Raw genomic sequence first — 18165 nt, forward strand, 5'->3', positions numbered from 1 at the left:
AAAAGAAGACCTTAGAATCATTCTAAAGGTCCCATTTTTATTATTCGAAAAAATACGAAAAGAGTTATAAAGTGGAGCTAATCCTGACTCTTACTCCAGCTCTATCCCCTTCTCTCGGAGATTAGCCAGACACTCCTCATAGTAGGCAGCGTCATGTTCACTATAGATAGGACTTTTCAGCTTTTCCTCTGTTAAATTTTCATAAGGAGGGCAGGTCTTACCTCGGTAGTTCTTATCCAGCCACTCTGGACTGACATTGTAGCCACGGTCAGCCATCTCCTCCATGATCAAACGATGATAGGCATAGAGATGATAAGGCGAGTGGGTAAAGACATAGTCAACCGTCGCATGCTTTCTGCCCCAGCCATTGCCACGCAGGGCGCAGCACTCTCGATGTTGCCCCAAGAGCTGAGGACGTGGTAGTTGTGGAATCAAATCTTCATGCCAAAGTCTCATGGGAGTCTCCTTTCAACAAGGTCGAATCTTGCAGATAAGCATTTGGGTAACGTTCAAGCAAATCTCGAGTCTTAGCAATCAAATCTTCCTTGGAAGCCTGACCAAAGCGATAGCGATCCAGCAAGAGCATATAGTCTTTGCGCTCGTCAGGGCTAGCTTGCTTTTTAAAATAGCCCCAAATATGCTGAAAGGCATTACAAACCTGACCCCTGTGTTCTGGAATCTGGCAGGCACGATCAATCATCTCTTGAACCTGACTCAGCTCCACCACTTCTTGCTTGAGATACTGGCGAATATCCTTGTAAATATTGCTTGAATGGCTCAAAACAAGGTATTTATTTTCCGCCCAGAGTTGCTGACAAAGGGCACGTTGGTTGTTGTTATTCATAATTGACATTATACCATGTTTGAGCCAAAAAGTACTTTTTCTACTTCAACGCACTTTTGACCTTCTTCTTGGTGAGGAGGCGGTCGTTTTTGTTGGCTAGGGATTTGAGCCGGGCTTCGAGTAAGACTTTTCTACCCGCTTCGTTACGGGTGTAGACCAGCTGATAATCACCTAGGTGAGGTGCGACGGAGTTCAGAAAGAGCTGAGCTTCTTCCTTGCGCTTTTCAAAGAGGCTAGGAACTACAAAATACTTGGATTGACCTGCTGGTGCTTTTTTTGCTACTAAGAGGTAGCGTTGATTGTCCACGGGAGCAAAGAATTCACCCAAGGTCTGAGAGAAGAGCTCCTTATCTCTCATACTGCCCCCCTTAAGATAGGCAAAAATGCTATAACTTTCCTTATCTTCCTCTACCTGCACGCGCGACTGGTCATCGGACAAATGCCCCATCTTTAGCATGGCATTACGAATACCTTCACCCGCCTGCCGTAGGCGTACATAAGGACTCTTATAAAAGAAATAGCGAATCACGGTGTAGGCTAGAAAGAGGATGCTCAGTCCAAACAACCAGCGAATACTAGTTCCACGGACCCTAAAGATATAAAAGAGGAGATTGAGGGCCGTTAGCATAAAGGAATAACGGAGCCATTTTTCAGCATCAACAAGAGTGAGCAGAGGGATCTGCTTGCGATCTGTTGCTACCTCATTGACAATCTCTAGCTTATCCGCAACTACCAACGCCTCCTGCCATTTTTTGCGAAGGGTGGTACGGTCCTTGGACAATTCCTTGATTTTCTGATTATAGGCTTGAATCTTATTTTTCTTAAAGGGTGGTTTAGGGAAGTCCAAGCGATCCAGACCTGTCTCGATGGTATCCTCCTTATAGGACAAGCCAAGGAAGTGGTCCATACGACGGGCAAGAGTTTGCAAGTCCTGATATGGATTGAGGTCTTGTTCTTCTTGATCCTCCTTAGAAAAGGCTGGATTTTTGTATGGTTTGATGGCTACAAGGTGCCAGATATTGCTGGTCTTATCTGGATGTCCTGGCCAGATACGGATAGCACGGCCCCGCATCTGATTACTAAGCATAAAGCTTCCGACAAAACTTCCTAGGATGAGAGAGTTGACACAAGGCGCATCCCATCCTTCTCCCAAGAGAGACTTGGTTCCGACCAAGACTTGGATAGAACCACATTGGAAGAGCTCAGTCACTGCTGCGACCATCCCCTTAAAGCTAGATGGAAATTCTACTTGGAGATAGGCGCCTTGATCGAGTTTTCCGATGGCTGAGAAGGTCAAAGCGACTGTTGGCAAGAGTGCTTGGAGTTCTTCCTTGACACTGGCCGGTATGATAACGACACTACCTGAAAGGACTGCTATGGGGACAGAAAGGCCTTGTTTTTGCGCACTTCGGCGAATAGTTTCAAAGTATGGGAGGACACCTAATTGCGTGATCGGTGCTTGGTCATATCCCAGATAACTGGCAAAATCCTTGCGGATATAGTCCGCCAAGACTAACTGTCTCAAGTCCTGACCTAGACTAGCATACTCGGTTTCAAAGATAGATGCGATGCCAGCCAGTTTTCCTAGAGATTGATTGAGGATTTGGTCATTGGCCTTGGATTTGACCAAGAAGACCTGACGTTTTTCAATCAATCCTCTTGATTTCAACTCAGCTTCTATCTTTTTCTTTGTCTCCTGTGGATCCTCATACCAGTCGGGTGTCTGATAGAGAAGGCCTTGCAAGAGGACTTCTAGCCAGTAGTAATTAAGAGCAGGCAAGCCTTCAGCTCCTAGTAAATCTCGTAGATGCTTGGGGATTTCCAGCTTTTGAGCCTGTAGATAAATGAGGATGGCTGAGAGATACTTGGGATCTTCGAGGAGCATATCCGCAGAGATTTCCCCTTTGAGAACCTTGGAACTCTTAATCAACTCTTGAAAGTCAGGATCAACGACTAGTTGGCTGACATATTGCCACTTGGTGTCCTCAAATTCTTCCAGTTTCTTGTCTTCTTCCTTGGTTGGAAAACAGATATAGACAAAGTCCTGATGAGGGCAGAGAGTGTCTTCCTTGACTAGTTCTGGCACCGTGATTTCTTGGTCGATTTCGCCACACATTTGGAGATAGCGATCCCAGAGTTCTGGCTCACTGTCATAAGGAGGTGTTGCTGTGAGAGAGATGACTTGCAGTTGTTGGTAATTTTTACGGAAATCTTCTAGACTTTTCCACCATTCATTTCTCAAGTGATGGCATTCGTCCAGACAGAGGGTTTCAACGCCCCTTTCCTTGAGTCTAGCAATCAGGTCAAAGCCGACAAAGTCTTCAACCTCGCCATTATCTTCTTGAGATTGTACTTGTTGCATAGCGCTGTGAAAGGCTTGGTAGGTGGCAATGGTAATTTGCTTCATGTCCTTGAGATTTTGAGACACGAGACTTGTGACCTGGTCCTTATCCTCTAAAAAGGCCAGGCGAATCCTATCCACCCACTGTTCCCGAATGGTAACCGTCGGCACCAAAACCAGAGCTGGCTTATCAAAGCGGGCAATCAACTCGATCCCAATGGTTGTTTTACCAGAACCTGGTGCTGCCACCAAGTGGACATGGCCATCTGTTTGATATTCCTGAAAGTTATCCAAGACCTGCCTTTGGTAGTTGCGCCAAGTGCCATTAAACTTCAATCCTAACATGATTTTCCTCATTCTAAGCTGCCATTTTCTTACTCCCATTTTACCATACTTGAGGCAAAGTCACATGAAGTACCCCATATAGTCTTTCTCCTTAAAATATGGTATAGTAGAATCATACTACTCAAGAGGAGTTTACATGTCACACGATAAACAAATGAAAGCTGTTTCTCCCCTTCTACAGCAAGCAATTAATATTTCTTCCATCATCGGTGGAGTTGGTACTTTGATTTTCTGTATCTGGGCCTATCAGGCTGGAGTCTTGCATTCCAAGGAAACCCTATCTGCCTTTATCCAACAGGCCGGTATCTGGGGACCTCCACTCTTTATCTTTTTACAAATTTTACAGACGGTGGTTCCTATCATCCCAGGTGCTCTAACCTCTGTGGCAGGTGTCTTTATCTACGGGCACGTTATTGGAACTATTTATAACTATATTGGAATCGTTATTGGTTGCGCCATTATCTTTTACCTGGTTCGCCTCTACGGAGCACCCTTTGTTCAGTCTGTCGTCAGCAAGCGCACCTATGACAAGTATATCGGTTGGCTGGATGAGGGCAATCGCTTTGATCGATTCTTTATCTTTATGATGATTTGGCCGGTTAGTCCAGCGGACTTTCTCTGTATGTTAGCTGCTTTGACCAAGATGAGCTTCAAGCGTTACATGACCATCATCGTCCTGACCAAGCCCTTCACCCTAGTTGTTTACACATACGGCTTGACCTACATCATTGATTACTTTTGGCAAATGTTCGCCTGATCACTAAAAAAAGTTGATCAAAAACTCAATTTTATACTCAATGAAAATCAAAGAGCAAACTAGGAAACTAGCCGCAGGTTGCTCAAAGCACTGCTTTGAGGTTGTGGATAGAACTGACGAAGTCAGCTCAAAACACTGTTTTGAGGTTGTGGATAGAACACGTTGACGCAGTTTGAAGAGATTTTCGAAGAGTATTATCAGAAAATGAAAAAAATAAAACGCATAGTATCAAGGTTTTTCAACACCTGATAGTATGCGTTTTTCTGATTGTAAAGATTTTTTCTCAACCTCTTTTTGTTAAGCTTCTTTTTTCAATAGGAGAGAAACAAGGACTGATGTCGCAATCATCCATGCTCCTAGAATGATAAAGGTCATTCGACCATTCGTTGTTACTAAGCCAATTCCTGAAAGAACAAAAGGTGTTAAGGAGGCACCAAAACTACATCCCAAAACAGCATAGGAAGTTGCTTTGTTGAGAAGCTTTGCTGGGATTCTCTCAGAAATTAACTGAAAGACAGTCGTAAGGGCAATGCTGTAGGCAAATCCTCCTAAAACAGAACCTGCAACGACTACCCAAAGAGAAGGTGAAAGAGCGATGATGATTTGCCCAATACCAAAGGTTACACCCGCAACCAATAACAATTTTTCCTTAAAGGCAGAGATGAGGAAAGAAAAGCTAATTCCCGCCAGAATCCCAATCAACTGCATGGCACTGAGTACCAGACTAGACAACTGAGCATCTCCAAAGCCTGCCTCAATCATGAGACTAGGAATACGGAAGGTAATGGCTGTATTGGTACATACAATGACTGCTGCTCCGACAGCTAGGAAGAAAATCAGCTGTAGCATGGAGCGAGTTAGTTTCGCTGCTTCTTCTGTCTTTTGCTTGGACTCATGAACTTCTTCTTTGTTATAAGGGACAAAGAGAAGGAAGAGTACAAGAACCACTAAACCTGCAGCATAGGCTAGGAAGGTTGCAGTCCACCCAAAGGCCAAAAGCTGACCAACTGTCAAGGTCAAGATAGAGGCTCCCACCACCTCAGCTGAACCACGAAAACCAAGCATCTGGATACGAGTCTTGCCATGGTACCGTTCACTGATGATAGAGATAGCCTTGGCGTTAAGCATCCCCACTCCAATCCCAAAGAGAAGACGAGTGGCAAAAACAAAGTAGTATCCCTGATACCAGAAGGGAGCTGTTCCACTGATTGATAAAATCAAAAGTCCCAAGGTCAACTGAAGTCGTTCAGGAAAAATCCGTTCTAAAACTCCATTTAAAAGGAGCATGGCCATAATCCCAAAGGATGGAAGGCTGACCAAGAGCTCGACCTGACCTGTCGAGTAGCCCTGATAATAGTCAAACATGGCTGGTAGGGCACTCGATATTGAAAATGATGTGATCAATACTAACGACAGGGAAAGTATACTCACTTTTTCCAAAAATTGTTTCATTTTATCCTCATTCATTATTTATGTTAAGTCAAAAGAGCTAGATATTACTCTAGAGATAAAAGATATCTTTCATCTAGTCCCTATCACTCTTTTAGCAAAAAGGTCCTTTCCTATCATACACTGTTTCCCAAAAATTGGCAAGCAACTGATACTCAATGAAAATCAAAGAGCAAACTAGGAAGCAAGCCGCAGGTTGCTCAAAACACTGTTTTGAGGTTGTGGATAGAACTGACGAAGTCAGTAACAAATATACGCCAAGACGAAGCTGACGTGGTTTGAAGAGATTTTTGAAGAGTATGATTTATAAGTTCAACATAAAAAGTAGGACCATCAGACTCGGAGAAGCCTTGATGGTATCCTACTTTTATAGATTTTAGTAAACTATCTTACTTAGATTTTCAAGAATCGGCGCATTGAGATTCCTGAACCAAGTGAACCGATACAGATTCCAATGAGGAACAAAAGACCGATCATCAGTGGAATAAAGGTATCTGGGGTAATCAAGGATAGGTTTTGTCCAACCAAGGATGGGTTGACAGATTGGAATACTCGGTTATAGATAAAGTAAACCAGAACTGATGGAAGAGCTGCTCCCAACAAACCAATAAAGGCACCTTCTAGCAAGAATGGGCCACGGATGTAGCTGTTTTTAGCACCAACCAAACGCATGATTTGGATTTCACGACTACGTGAAATGATAGTAATACGAATGGTATTTGAGATCAAGAAGACCGCGATGAAAATCAAGAGTCCTGCAATGAACAATCCCCAAACACGGATGAAGGAAGCCAACTTGAAGAGACGCTCCGTATTGGCACCACCGTCTTGAACCTCAGAAACTCCTTCGATTTTCTTAGCTTCTTCAGCTACTGGTTTCACATCACTTGGTGAATTGGTATCTACTATGTAGGCATCATGAAGAGGATTGGCATCTCCTTCAAAAACCTTCCACTCGTCACCCATGGTTTCAGTCAGCTTTTGGTACTGCTCTTCTTTACTTGAGAAAGTTACACTTTTAACAGCTGACATAGCCTTGAGGGCATCATAAACCTTGTGGTAGTCATTGTTAGTAACTGTTTGACCTTCTTTGACGATGGTTTCACTATTGTCTTCAACGTCTTTACGGACATAAACCATGACGCGGACGTTGTTTTCGATATCCGTTGCCAATTTTGCAGTATTAAAGATAACTGAGGCAAAAATTGCAACCAAGGTCAAGGTAATCATTACTGAACTGACAGCAGCAATGGTCATCCACCCATTACGCTTTAAACTCTTTAAAGCTTCGAATAGATGGCGGAAAAATCTACTAATCATCGTATCCGTACTCTCCTTTCGCTTCGTCACGAACCACACGACCATTCTCGATGGCAATGACACGGTGGCGCAAGGTATTTACGATTTGGCTGTTGTGGGTCGCCATCAAAACAGTCGTACCTTGGAGATTGATGCGCTCCAAGAGGTTCATGATTTCCCATGAGTTATCCGGGTCCAAGTTACCTGTCGGTTCGTCGGCAATCAATACCTTAGGATTGTTTACGATAGCGCGAGCAATGGCGATACGTTGTTGCTCACCACCTGATAATTCATTAGGGAATGAACGAACCTTATGCTTCAAGCCGACAAGATCCAAAACTTCCATAACACGTTTTTTGATATTGCGACGGCTTTCACCGACAACCTCCATTGCGTAAGCAATGTTCTCATAAACAGTTTTCTTTGGCAAGAGTTTGTAATCCTGAAAGACGACGCCTACGTTTCTACGCAAAAGCGGGATATCTCTCTTTTTAATCTTAACAAGATTAAAACCTGCAACCTGCAAACTTCCTTTTTCAACTTTAACTTCACGGTACAAGGCACGGATAAAAGTTGACTTACCTGCACCTGAAGGACCTACGATATAGGCAAACTCTCCTGGTTCAATGTTCACAGAGACGCCACGTAGGGCTGTTGTCCCGTTGTCATACTTTTTGACAACATCTCTCATTTCAATGATCGACATGTGACTTCCTTTCTTTTAACTAATACGCCATTTTAGATAGGCATCGATGAAACCATCTAAGTCTCCATCCATAACCTTATCTACCTGCGCAACTTCAAAACTAGTACGGTGATCTTTCACCATGGTATAAGGGGTGAATACATAGGAGCGAATCTGGCTTCCCCATGTGATTTCTTTCTTATCCCCCTTAAGGGCATCTACCTCAGCAGCTTTCTTTTCCTGCTCCATTTGATAGAGTTTTGCCTGGAGCATCTTCATCGCACGGTCACGGTTTCCGTACTGAGTACGGTCAACAGTTGATGCAACGACAATCCCAGTCGGAATGTGGGTCAAACGGACACCTGTTGAAACCTTGTTGACGTTTTGTCCACCTGCTCCACCTGAGCGGAAAGTATCCATCTTGATATCATCTTCTCGGATGTCAACTTCAATAGTATCATCCAACTCTGGCATAACTTCTACAGAAGTAAACGAGGTGTGACGACGCTTAGCTGAGTCAAATGGCGAGATACGTACCAGACGGTGAACTCCCATCTCTGACTTGAGAAGTCCATAAGCATTTGGCCCTTCAAAAGACAAGGTCACTGACTTAATACCTGCTTCATCACCTGCTTGATAATCCAAGACTTCAACCTTAAAGCCTTTAGCGTTACCATAACGAGTGTACATACGAAGAAGCATATCGCCCCAGTCTTGGGCTTCTGTTCCACCAGAACCTGGGTGAATCTCTAAAATAGCATTATTATGATCATAGGGCTCTGACAAGAGCAGAGTCATCTCGTAGCTAGTCATCATCTGATCTAGCTCAGCTAACTTCTCCACCAACTCATCTTTAACAGACTCATCCTCTGCTAAAAAGTCTAGTAAGATTTCAGCTTCATCCTGCAACTCCTCCATCTTGTGGAAAGTATTGTAGGTATTTTTTAGTTCATTTAATTCTTGCGACGTTTTTTGGGCCGCAATATTATCGTTCCAAAAATCAGGTTCTGTCATTTTGTTTTCCAAAATGGCAATTTCTTCTTCTAACCCTTCGAGGTCAAAGAGACCCCCTAAAAGAAGCTAATTTTTCACGATTGGCGTCAATTTTTTGACGAATTTCTGAAATGTCCATATATACTCCTTTTTTGTATCGTTTTATTATACCATAATTTTTCTTATTTATCTAATCGGTGTTTTTTAAAATTTCTTATCAAAATATTTCTATTTGAAGACGAGAAGGCTATTCTCAATCATTTAGTGTGTGAGAAATCGAAAAACATCTCAGAGCAGATCAAGTTTCTTATCCAAAAAACATTGATCGATTCTCTGAGATGTATATAAATACTATTTTAAAAGAGAAGTATCTGACAGAGCTGAACGCAGCACCTAATCAGCTTTCTAGCAAAGCAACTAAGATCATTCTTTATCTGCCTTCAAAATCGGTTTTGTTTCAGCAGCTTCATCTTTTTCATTGACTTCTGCCGATTTTTCTTCCTTCTCTACTGGCTTATCAGAATCCTTCTTAGGCTCTTCTTGACTTCCCTGAACTTCTACTTTATCAGGATTCAAGCTCCAATACCATCTTGATTGACCTTGTAACCATCAGGTGTTGTTCCATTTCTCAATAAGGAACCATAGCTCCACTAATCGCAATTGATTTCAATACATTTACACTTACTTTCGATAAGCCTTTATACTATGGCTATACCACTCCTGCATTTCTTTTGATGGCGGAGTCATATAATCTCCATACATCTGGGTTAAAAAGGCATCGTAGTTCTTTGGAATAGGCACCATGCGACCTTCAAACTCTGTTAAAATCAGTTCTTTTAAGGTTCCTGCTGGAAAGACTTCTTTCATTTTTTCTTTTCCAACTCCAATGGCTCCTTCATAAGCAGGATTGTCTGTCACACTATTTTTAACTAACTCATCTATTTTCTTATAGAAATATCTCGGATTAACTAGTCTGAGAGGATACCAAGTACACAAGCGAAGGAAATCTTTTAATTTGCTATCTCCGTGAACCGCACGTTCTTTTTTGATATAGGCAAGCTGACGCAAGGCAACATATTTATAGCTCTTGTCAACGATGCTCAAATCTGAAAATTGATCGATTGGAAAGACATCAATGAACAAACTAGTGTCATGGCGCTTATATTTTACGTTATCTTCAATTACAGTTGATGTATCTAAAATAGCTGCAAAATTATGGAAATACCATGAAGAAGTATCGTAAGAAAGAACACGATAAACAGGATGATTATCCTCCTCAATCGCTTTTAATAGACGCTCATAGTCTTTTCTATACAGTGAGATATCGATATCATCATCCCAGGGAATCATTCCCTTATGGCGAACAGCTCCCAGCATGGTTCCATAGCTGAGGAAATAAGAAATATCATTTTTCTTACAAATTTCATCAACATAGTCCAAAATACCTAGTTGAATTTCTTTAATCTCATTTTTTTCTAAGTACTGCATTTAATCCTCCAATTTATAGGCTTCAAATTCGTGACTATAAAACTGTTTTTCTTTTGGTGGGAGAGTCATATAATCACCATAATACTGCTTCAAAATAGCATCGTATTGTTTCGGTGCTGAAAGCATCAGATGTTCAAAAGGAACTTCAATTAAATCTTCAAAAACTTCTTTGGCAAAGACTTCTTTTTCCTTAAACTTGGAAGGAATAAAAGCGATATATTTACCATCTTTTACCCTATACTTTTGAATTTGCTGTTCAATTCGACTCGCAAAATAACGGGGAGAAATCGGACGAAAGATAAACCAGAAGAAGGAACGAATTAAGTCTTTTAACTTACTGTCTCCATAAACAATATTCTTATGCTTACTGAAGGACAATAACTTAAAGCTTTCCAACTTATAGCAAACATCGATAACCTTAGTATCGTTGAAAGAATCCATTGGAAAAATATCAATGAAAATTCCAGAATCATAAGTTTTTGTATTTCGTGTATCCACTATTCTCGTTGTCGAATCTACAACCTTTATAAAATTATTATAGTAGTGATCATCGGTTTCCAAAGCTAAAATCTTATATTTCGATTGTTCTTGATGAAATAACTGGATAAAACGTTCGTAGTTTTCACGTGTCATAGAGAGGTCTATATCATCATCCCAGGGGATAAAACCCTTGTGACGAATAGCTCCAATCAAGGTGCCATAATTGATAAAATAATCAATATCATGCTTTTTACAAAACGAGTCAATAAAAACTAAAATATCAAGTTCAATTTGTTTAGCCTCTTCGATACTTAATCTTCTCATCTATTCCTCCTAAGATTTTTTAATACGTTTTTTGAGCGAGATGACATGACCTAAAAATTCATAAAAGATACTATCTTTGGTCCAAACGAGTAAACCAATATAGCTAAGAGCGGATAAGACCATGATAATCAACATATTGATCAAGAAAGGTAGGTTGATGACCATTTTGACCGGATAAACAAGATTAACTAAAAAGTAGATCGGAACAAATGTCAATGCGAAAAGAGAATAACGCACCGTATATTTGAAAATATGTCCTAGATTAATGAGCTTGGTCTTATGAATAAAGATAACGTAGAGTACTAGGAGAAAACTTTCCGATAACATCGTCGTAATCAAATAATACTCCGGTGTAATAATATTATTAAAGTAGAGGAGACTATCAAGCACTAGGTTCAGTCCACCAGCAAATAAGGTATAGACTGTAATTCTTTTTTCAAACCCATTTGTAAAGAGAATTTGAGAGCCTAGAATAGTATCTAGGGCAAGAATAATGGTACGAAAAGCAAAGAGGGATGTCAAGATGCCACCACCAATATACTTTTCACTACCATACAAAAGGATTGCATTTGGCCCTAAAATCATCAATCCAAAACTAAGTGGAATGATGAAGAAGTTGAAAATGCGACTTCCTCGATTTACCAAATTTACATACTCTTCTTTTTTTCCAATACCTAGATAGTAGCTCAAGCGAGGAACACTGACTCCAATCGCACCCGTAACAACACCTGCGATGACAGTCACAATCCGTTGTGCCATCGTATAATAACTGACGTTCACATCAACTCCAGTTTTTACCAAAAAGAGACGATCCAGAAAGGTAAATAGCATATTGGCATTGGCAAAGATCAGCATGGCTGTCAAAGGTAGAAAAAGAGGTTTAAATTCTTCTAATGTAACCTTAACAAACTGAATATCTCTTTTAATCCAAAAATAACTAATGAGATAATTGATGAGAGTTGAAAGACTCATAATCAGTGTATAGATAACAATATCATGCTCATTTTTCACAAATAAAAAGATAGATACCAGCATGAGAATGCGGATGAAGGCTGTTTTATAAAATAAAAAGCTATAATTTTCAAGCGCTTCATTCACCCATTCGATTGAGAAAATCTGAGCTATGAGTTGAACTCCCATTACCAAGAAGATTTTCTTAATAACAGGATTACTATTAAAGAACAAAGGATACGATAAAAGATAGACGGCACTTGTAATAATCGTACAAGCTACACACAAATAAAAAAGACTTGAAAAGACTTTATTTAATTCCTTCTTATTATCTTTTACATTACTAATAGCTCGAAGTCCGTAATTATAGACTCCATAGGTTGCGAAAGGCAAGAAAAAAGACAGAATGGTATCAACAGAGTTGAAATAACCATAGTCTGTTCGATCTAGAACACGCGCAACATAGGTACCCGTCAAAATTGGGAAAATAATATTTAAAACACGAATCCCCATATAAGCCAGGGCATTTAATTTTATACTTTTCATTCAATTTACCTCGTTGATTTATTATATCATAAAGTTAGTTAAAAAAACTATTTGACTGGGAAATCTGTTCCTCAAGCCATGTTTGTCCTCCCTGACGAAACCTTATCCAAATCCTCTAGGAAATCTTTTCTACAGTATTCTGTCAAATCTGAATTTTTCCCAAAGACAAAGGAGGACCATTCGAGTCCTCCTTTGTCTTGGATGATTTTTAATTCTTTATGTAAATCAAATCATTAGAGTGCAAAAGTAATCACACCTAAAACTGAACGGTTTAGATTTCTCACTTCTTGCATACTTTCTTCAAATTTCTTATAGCGAGTGACACCATATTCTTCTACGAAAAGTACATTCTCAAATGCTAAAAGATCTTTGACATTTTGCAAGTTAACAAACTGAACACCCTCAAGATTCAATTTGTATTCTGCTTGTAATTTATTCAAAATACGATTATCTGAACTTACGATTGCTAGTGGTTGACCTTGACACTTGTAACTCAATAGTTCAGAAAGATTTTCAAGAGTTGTAATAGTTGAAACGAAGTCTACTTGATAAGCAGAGAAATCGCCTGCACGATTGATAGTTGGGTTGAAGAGGTAAACTAGAACATTCGCCATGATCACTAGGATGACACAGAGAATACCAATAATCACTAAGCGCAAAATAAGATTTTTCAAGTTAAAGCCAAGAGCAACTTCTCCATTCGGAGTCAATTCTTTAGAATTCACTGTTTCAAGTTTTTCAATCTTAACATCTGTATAGGTAGACTTGAACTTGTCAATCAATGAATCAAACTTGCTTTCAAGGAAATCATTTACTTCCTTACTTGGAGTTAAAATTTTAACAGTTACACCTGCATCATCAATCAATGGGTTAATCGTTAATTTTTTTGTCCAATAGTCACTTGCAGAATTCTTCAATGCTGTTTCTGTGGTATCTAAATCTTTTGCAATTTCCTTCATCTTATCAGAATCAACATCATTGAAAAGAAAGGCACCGTTTAGATTACCATCAATCAATTTTGCATAGAAGTCACTATAACCACCAACTTGATGATTCAAAATTGTTTTTGATGATGTTTCTGGAGCAGTTATTTTATAGGTGATATAAGTAGAATAACTAGTAGAATCTTTGACTGTATTTTTATTTTTAACAGCTTTTAAAGTAAATGGTACAGCTATGAGAGCAAATAAGGCTAGTAAAGCTAGCAAATTTACTTTACGTTTTTTATAAAGATTTGCGAACAAATCAGCTACAGAATAATGTTCAAACATGTATTTCCCCTTTTTTGATTAAGTGATGATTTTCTTTTGTAAGCATTTTTGCCACGAAAATGATAATAAGAACAATTCCCCAGAATTGCATTGTAAAAAGATTAAAGAAACTTTCTGAGAAGCTACTTCTAGGCATAAAGAATAAATTATTCAAGATTAGCAAAGATAATGCAAATAAGATTGTTCTTGAGCGATAAGCTACTTGCAGCATGGCTATAAATAGCATACCAAGTAAGATACTTAGTAGAAATAGTCCCAACATACCATAATCAGTATACAATTCCATGATATAACTACTTCCAATACCATGGCCTCTTAGATATTCTTTATTTAGAACAAGATAAGATAAATTGTGGGCATAACTATTACTATCGATCGCTAGTTCAATACTATTTGTCGTATGTTCAAATGGTTTGGCACCAAATATGATTCCGATACTACCTCTCGCAAAATAGTCAACAACCGGACCAAAAGTGAAATTTCGGAAGTCTCTATAAGGAAGACTACTATTGTACAAGAATCCTCTCGCTAAAACTCCAAAACTAGTTCCTTGTTTATAAATGAAATCGAGTAATAAATCAAAAACTCCACTATGGGATACTTGAGCGTTATCACGAACATAGTTTAGTGCTCCCATCGCAAGCATGAGAACAGGTGTTCCAAGATAAATAGCCATTTTTTCTTTGAAACCAATCCATTTCCCTTTCTCCGTTTGTTCACGCATAAAGTAGTAAACAAAGGCGAAAATCAAACTTAGAATAAAGGGATTTCTGGTACCAATTACTAAGTGAATCAAGTTAGCCGCGATATAGGCAACTAAAACCATTGTCGCATGTGACTTTTTAGGTTTGGTTGCTAAGTAAACACACATGGCATAAACCGTGAAAGTCGATAAGATATAGGTAAAGTAGGGCAATTGACTTTCAAAATTTGCATAATAATTGTAATAAGAAGTTTGCAAACGGTATAGCAGGCGCTCAAATAGTCTAAGGAAATAAAATGGATAGGTGAGTAGAAATACACTCAATGAAACAAAACGTAATTTTTTTATATAATTGACATTCACTGTTTTTTCTACTTTTACAGGAGCTTTGCTTTTTCGAACAAGATAATAATTGGCTATAAAACCACCTATTGTCAGTCCTAAAATAGAAACAATGACAACTAGGAAAGCAAATCGATAGGCAATTGGTTGGTAGGTGTCTAGCGCTCCATCTCTAAAATAATCAATGGTGGGTCTGGATACCAAAAATATAAAAATTGTGATAAAGAATATAAAGTGAATCAAATAGTATTTGATATTATTCCAGCAAAGTAGCAGACTGCTAATTAAGAGCAAAAGCAAAGTTGTCAGAAGTCCTACGTTGTTACTGGTAAACAAATAAGTGATTCCGCTTATTATGGTTACGATATAGCTTAGAATCGTAACTGTTAGCAACATTCGTTTGCCATCAACCATCTCAGCCCTCCTTTTCTAATTAATTTTTTTCGATTGCTCAATATTTTTAAACAATAATATTCTATACAATCTTACATTTACAAATAAGGCTAAAGCACTAATACGTCTTCCTTTTCTAAAAATGGTATTTTTGAAAATAGCAAAGGCATGTTTTTTCAAGTAGCCATAAATCCTTGGATAGTCTTTAAACTCTTTGAAATTATCATCTAGAAGCATTTTATCCAAGATAAAGAAATGTGCATATGCCAGTCTAAAGAAAGATACTTCTGTTAAGTTTGGATATTCCTTGACGACTTCAGTATAAAATTTTTGATAAATATCAATGTAAGCTAAGTCTTTTTCCGCATATGGTTTGGTAGTAATACTATCTCCTCGGTGGAAATAATAATAGTACGGTTTGGTATTCACAACATACTTTTTAGCTACTTTAATGAGATCAAAATGATAATAGGCATCTTCATAAATCAAGCCTTTTGGAAAAGTTAACTGTGCTGCAATTTCCTTCTTGATGAGTTTGTTACAAATAGTACCAGGTATTTTCTCACCAATTAAATATTCTCTAAGGAATGTTTCAGTATCACATACAAAATAATCATCCTGGTTTTCAGTTTGCGGACTCTCACTATTGGCATAGACATTCATAACCCCACAGCTGGAAACATCTGCATCTTCTTTGACTAATTGTTGATATAAGCTAGCAATCATTTCAGGATGTATATAATCATCCGAATCTATAAAAATAACATAGTCTCCGTGGGCTTGCTTCAATCCATCATTTCGAGCTTGAGACAAGCCTTCATTTTCCTTGTGATAAACCAAAACTCGTTCATCTTGTTCAGCAATTTGTTCACACAAGCGACCACTTTCATCTGTCGCCCCATCATCAACGAGAATGATTTCGAGGTTTTGATAGGTTTGTTGCTGAATGGATGCTATTGATTTTTCAAGGTATTGCGCCACATTATAGACTGGAACAATGACACTAATTAATGCAGTTTCCATGCTACTCCTCTATTAGTTTTTCTACTTGTTCAATTTGTTTAGCAATTGTAAATTGCTGAATAAATTGACTGGCTTCATCGACATTAAAGCTTGATGCAACTGTCATGTAGTTCTCAATTGCTTGAGCTGCTTCTTGATTGCTTTTAATGATTTTACCAAATCGTCCTTCCTGAGATAATTCCTCTGCACCGCCTACTTCAGTAGATACAAAGGGAACTCCCAGACTCAATGCCTCAACATAGACTCCAGGAAAACCTTCCTGTTTGGACATGGATAAAAGAACTTGCATCTTAGAAAGATACTGATACGGATTCTTTTGATAACCAAGGAAGTGAACGTAATCCTCAAGTTGATACTCTTTGACTCGTTTTTTCAGCTTCTCTTCCATATCACCAGCCCCTATAAAGTAGTGATGGTATTTCTTGCCTTGCTGGTGCAACAGTCGTATAACTTCTACTACTCGGTCAGAACCTTTATTTTCTTCAATACGTCCAATGGTGCAGATACTCTGAGGAGCTATCTCAATAGCCACCTTCTCTTTTGATTTTTCCAAAATGCTTTCAAAATCATAACCATTATAGATTGTTACTAATTTATGTGAGTAATCTGGATAAACTTCTTTGATAGAATTGCTGGTTTTTTTTGAAATTCCTACTATCCTATCAGCATCATCCAATTGTCGTCTATGAGAGTCACGCTTCGAACTATCAGTTAAAAATTCTTCAATACTTCCATGAATCCAAGAAATCTTCTTCACTTCTTTTCGTTTAGAAAATAAAAGAGGAGGATTCATAATGGTAAAGGAAACCTCTACATCATATTGATCTTTTACTAGTAAACATCTAGTGAGTCTTGGGAAATAAATTCTCAATCTCCATAAAAGCGCTCTTAACCATCTTGGTTGACGATAGTCTTGAAAAGCTTTTAAAATTCTCACATTTTCAGGCACAGGTTCGTATCCTTTATCAAAATGTTCCATTTCAAGGATATCAATATCATACTTTTCCGGATCCAAGTTTGAAACAATCGTAGAAAGGATTTTTTCGGCACCTCCGCCTAGAGAGAAGGACCACATAAAAAATAAAATTTTCTTCTTATCCAACATATTCTCCCTTATATTCTGTATAGCTCTTATCCATATCTGCTATAAGGGCATCGTGGTGAGGCACTTGCTTGTCAGCTGGTGGTGGTGTCATGTAGTCACCAAAAGCTGTACTGAGATAGGCATCATAACCAACTGGAATAGGCATTTCTGTTCCTTCGAATGGTAAGAAAATGCTATCTTCAAAGGCCTGAATTGGATACTTCTTCTTCATGTATCCTGGCCCTGAACATAATTCTGTGATGCCATCACTTTCAGCGGGTCCATACTTGGTCATTTCTTTCTCAGCCTTTTTCCAAATACGATAACGAAGGGCTTTAGGAGTTAATCCTAATAAAATCGTGCTTCCCCATTTCATGAGAGCTCCATGATTTTCTGGAATGGTTTGGGCACAAAAGAGAGAATAAATCAAAGCCCAACGTACCTGTTTCTTACGTTCAGCTGGATTTTTAGGGTAGTAGTCCAAGGGAAGAACATCCAGAGCCAAGCCATGTGGGAGGTCCAAATCTTGTTGGTAAGGCTTTATGCAAGTTGTTTCCTTGTCTCGAATAGTGATAAAGAGGTTGCGGTCAACAAAGTCTCTATCACTTTTTGATAAGAAGTAACGCTCATCCGCATAACGAGGCCATAACTCTGCTAATTTTTCATAATCCTTGCGGGGCATAAAGAAGTCTAAATCATCATCCCAAGGAATAAAACCTTTATTTCGTAGAGCTCCAATAGCTCCTCCACCACACAAATAACAGAGCAAATCGTGTTCTTTACAAAAGGCGACAAAATATTCAGCCATCTCTAGGCTACGAGCTTGAATTGCCTTTAAATCACTCAT

The 18165-nt window shown here is 38.9% G+C and carries 17 protein-coding genes; 1 reads left to right on the forward strand and 16 read right to left on the reverse strand.

Features of this window, described 5'->3' with window-relative positions; all coding sequences use genetic code 11:
- Positions 1-90: 90 nt before the first annotated feature.
- From ACESOD_RS05685 to ACESOD_RS05695, 3 genes are read right to left on the reverse strand one after another with little or no spacing between them, the layout of a single operon-like run.
- Positions 91-456, reverse strand: coding sequence for a TIGR02328 family protein (locus tag ACESOD_RS05685; RefSeq protein WP_373094462.1), 366 nt, complete (start codon positions 454-456; stop codon positions 91-93).
- Entirely contained in the window at positions 440-844 is a 405-nt protein-coding gene (locus ACESOD_RS05690) for a YbgA family protein (RefSeq protein WP_373094463.1), read from the reverse strand. The genes ACESOD_RS05685 and ACESOD_RS05690 overlap by 17 nt, the downstream gene beginning before the upstream one ends.
- Before the next feature lie 40 nt (positions 845-884).
- Positions 885-3530, reverse strand: a complete 2646-nt coding sequence (locus ACESOD_RS05695; protein WP_373094464.1) for a DEAD/DEAH box helicase family protein — start codon at positions 3528-3530, stop codon at positions 885-887.
- Positions 3531-3666: 136 nt separating this feature from the next.
- Here ACESOD_RS05695 and ACESOD_RS05700 point away from each other — a divergent pair, with 136 nt between their 5' ends.
- Entirely contained in the window at positions 3667-4287 is a 621-nt protein-coding gene (locus tag ACESOD_RS05700; RefSeq protein WP_373094465.1) for a TVP38/TMEM64 family protein, read from the forward strand.
- A 297-nt stretch (positions 4288-4584) separates the two neighbouring features.
- Here ACESOD_RS05700 and ACESOD_RS05705 read toward each other — a convergent pair whose 3' ends face one another.
- The 13 genes from ACESOD_RS05705 to ACESOD_RS05765 all read right to left on the reverse strand — a co-directional run bounded on the left by ACESOD_RS05705 (position 4585) and on the right by ACESOD_RS05765 (position 18165).
- A complete protein-coding gene (locus ACESOD_RS05705; RefSeq protein WP_373094466.1) occupies positions 4585-5739 on the reverse strand; it encodes an MFS transporter in 1155 nt (384 codons plus the stop codon).
- A gap of 390 nt (positions 5740-6129) precedes the next feature.
- Positions 6130-7056: a permease-like cell division protein FtsX gene (gene ftsX / locus ACESOD_RS05710; protein ID WP_301559102.1), complete on the reverse strand. Its 927-nt coding sequence runs from the start codon at positions 7054-7056 to the stop codon at positions 6130-6132.
- Positions 7049-7741, reverse strand: a complete 693-nt coding sequence (gene ftsE, locus ACESOD_RS05715; protein ID WP_000022259.1) for a cell division ATP-binding protein FtsE — start codon at positions 7739-7741, stop codon at positions 7049-7051. The genes ftsX and ftsE overlap by 8 nt, the downstream gene beginning before the upstream one ends.
- A 15-nt stretch (positions 7742-7756) precedes the next feature.
- Positions 7757-8852 (reverse strand): peptide chain release factor 2 gene (prfB, locus tag ACESOD_RS05720; RefSeq protein ID WP_148131633.1). Its coding sequence is split into 2 segments (ribosomal slippage): positions 7757-8779 and positions 8781-8852, totalling 1095 coding nucleotides; the frame shifts between segments, so codons are not numbered across the junction.
- A gap of 284 nt (positions 8853-9136) precedes the next feature.
- On the reverse strand, positions 9137-9289 hold the full coding sequence (locus tag ACESOD_RS05725) for a hypothetical protein (protein ID WP_373094467.1): 153 nt from the start codon (positions 9287-9289) through the stop codon (positions 9137-9139).
- Positions 9290-9394: 105 nt separating this feature from the next.
- Positions 9395-10201, reverse strand: a complete 807-nt coding sequence (locus tag ACESOD_RS05730) for a LicD family protein (RefSeq protein ID WP_373094468.1) — start codon at positions 10199-10201, stop codon at positions 9395-9397.
- Positions 10202-11005 (reverse strand): LicD family protein, encoded by an 804-nt coding sequence (locus ACESOD_RS05735; protein ID WP_373094469.1) that lies wholly within the window; start codon positions 11003-11005, stop codon positions 10202-10204.
- A gap of 9 nt (positions 11006-11014) precedes the next feature.
- A complete protein-coding gene (locus ACESOD_RS05740) occupies positions 11015-12502 on the reverse strand; it encodes an oligosaccharide flippase family protein (protein WP_045763506.1) in 1488 nt (495 codons plus the stop codon).
- A 233-nt stretch (positions 12503-12735) separates the two neighbouring features.
- Positions 12736-13773 carry a prephenate dehydratase gene (locus tag ACESOD_RS05745; RefSeq protein ID WP_373094470.1) on the reverse strand — a complete coding sequence of 346 codons (1038 nt, stop codon included), beginning with the start codon at positions 13771-13773 and terminating at the stop codon, positions 12736-12738.
- Complete coding sequence (locus tag ACESOD_RS05750) at positions 13766-15232, reverse strand: O-antigen polysaccharide polymerase Wzy family protein (RefSeq protein WP_373094471.1); 1467 nt, start codon at positions 15230-15232, stop codon at positions 13766-13768. The genes ACESOD_RS05745 and ACESOD_RS05750 overlap by 8 nt, the downstream gene beginning before the upstream one ends.
- 15 nt (positions 15233-15247) lie before the next feature.
- Complete coding sequence (locus ACESOD_RS05755; protein WP_373094472.1) at positions 15248-16234, reverse strand: glycosyltransferase family 2 protein; 987 nt, start codon at positions 16232-16234, stop codon at positions 15248-15250.
- 1 nt (position 16235) lies between these two features.
- Complete coding sequence (locus tag ACESOD_RS05760; RefSeq protein WP_373094473.1) at positions 16236-17339, reverse strand: glycosyltransferase; 1104 nt, start codon at positions 17337-17339, stop codon at positions 16236-16238.
- Positions 17329-18165 (reverse strand): LicD family protein, encoded by an 837-nt coding sequence (locus tag ACESOD_RS05765; protein ID WP_373094474.1) that lies wholly within the window; start codon positions 18163-18165, stop codon positions 17329-17331. The genes ACESOD_RS05760 and ACESOD_RS05765 overlap by 11 nt, the downstream gene beginning before the upstream one ends.

It is taken from the genome of Streptococcus oralis (genome assembly GCF_964238205.1).
Classification (GTDB): Bacteria; Bacillota; Bacilli; order Lactobacillales; family Streptococcaceae; genus Streptococcus; species Streptococcus oralis_CZ.

What these genes read in the sequence shown, in the direction of transcription:
- ACESOD_RS05700 (WP_373094465.1), top strand. Translation starts at nt 3,667, where the DNA reads ATGTCACACGATAAACAAATGAAAGCTGTTTCTCCCCTTCTACAGCAA.
- ACESOD_RS05705 (WP_373094466.1), bottom strand. Translation starts at nt 5,739, where the DNA reads ATGAAACAATTTTTGGAAAAAGTGAGTATACTTTCCCTGTCGTTAGTA.
- ACESOD_RS05690 (WP_373094463.1), bottom strand. Translation starts at nt 844, where the DNA reads ATGAATAACAACAACCAACGTGCCCTTTGTCAGCAACTCTGGGCGGAA.
- ACESOD_RS05745 (WP_373094470.1), bottom strand. Translation starts at nt 13,773, where the DNA reads ATGTTTGAACATTATTCTGTAGCTGATTTGTTCGCAAATCTTTATAAA.
- ACESOD_RS05695 (WP_373094464.1), bottom strand. Translation starts at nt 3,530, where the DNA reads ATGTTAGGATTGAAGTTTAATGGCACTTGGCGCAACTACCAAAGGCAG.
- ACESOD_RS05765 (WP_373094474.1), bottom strand. Translation starts at nt 18,165, where the DNA reads ATGAGTGATTTAAAGGCAATTCAAGCTCGTAGCCTAGAGATGGCTGAA.
- ACESOD_RS05730 (WP_373094468.1), bottom strand. Translation starts at nt 10,201, where the DNA reads ATGCAGTACTTAGAAAAAAATGAGATTAAAGAAATTCAACTAGGTATT.
- ACESOD_RS05740 (WP_045763506.1), bottom strand. Translation starts at nt 12,502, where the DNA reads ATGAAAAGTATAAAATTAAATGCCCTGGCTTATATGGGGATTCGTGTT.
- ACESOD_RS05760 (WP_373094473.1), bottom strand. Translation starts at nt 17,339, where the DNA reads ATGTTGGATAAGAAGAAAATTTTATTTTTTATGTGGTCCTTCTCTCTA.
- ACESOD_RS05750 (WP_373094471.1), bottom strand. Translation starts at nt 15,232, where the DNA reads ATGGTTGATGGCAAACGAATGTTGCTAACAGTTACGATTCTAAGCTAT.
- ACESOD_RS05735 (WP_373094469.1), bottom strand. Translation starts at nt 11,005, where the DNA reads ATGAGAAGATTAAGTATCGAAGAGGCTAAACAAATTGAACTTGATATT.
- ACESOD_RS05685 (WP_373094462.1), bottom strand. Translation starts at nt 456, where the DNA reads ATGAGACTTTGGCATGAAGATTTGATTCCACAACTACCACGTCCTCAG.
- ACESOD_RS05755 (WP_373094472.1), bottom strand. Translation starts at nt 16,234, where the DNA reads ATGGAAACTGCATTAATTAGTGTCATTGTTCCAGTCTATAATGTGGCG.
- ftsX (WP_301559102.1), bottom strand. Translation starts at nt 7,056, where the DNA reads ATGATTAGTAGATTTTTCCGCCATCTATTCGAAGCTTTAAAGAGTTTA.
- ftsE (WP_000022259.1), bottom strand. Translation starts at nt 7,741, where the DNA reads ATGTCGATCATTGAAATGAGAGATGTTGTCAAAAAGTATGACAACGGG.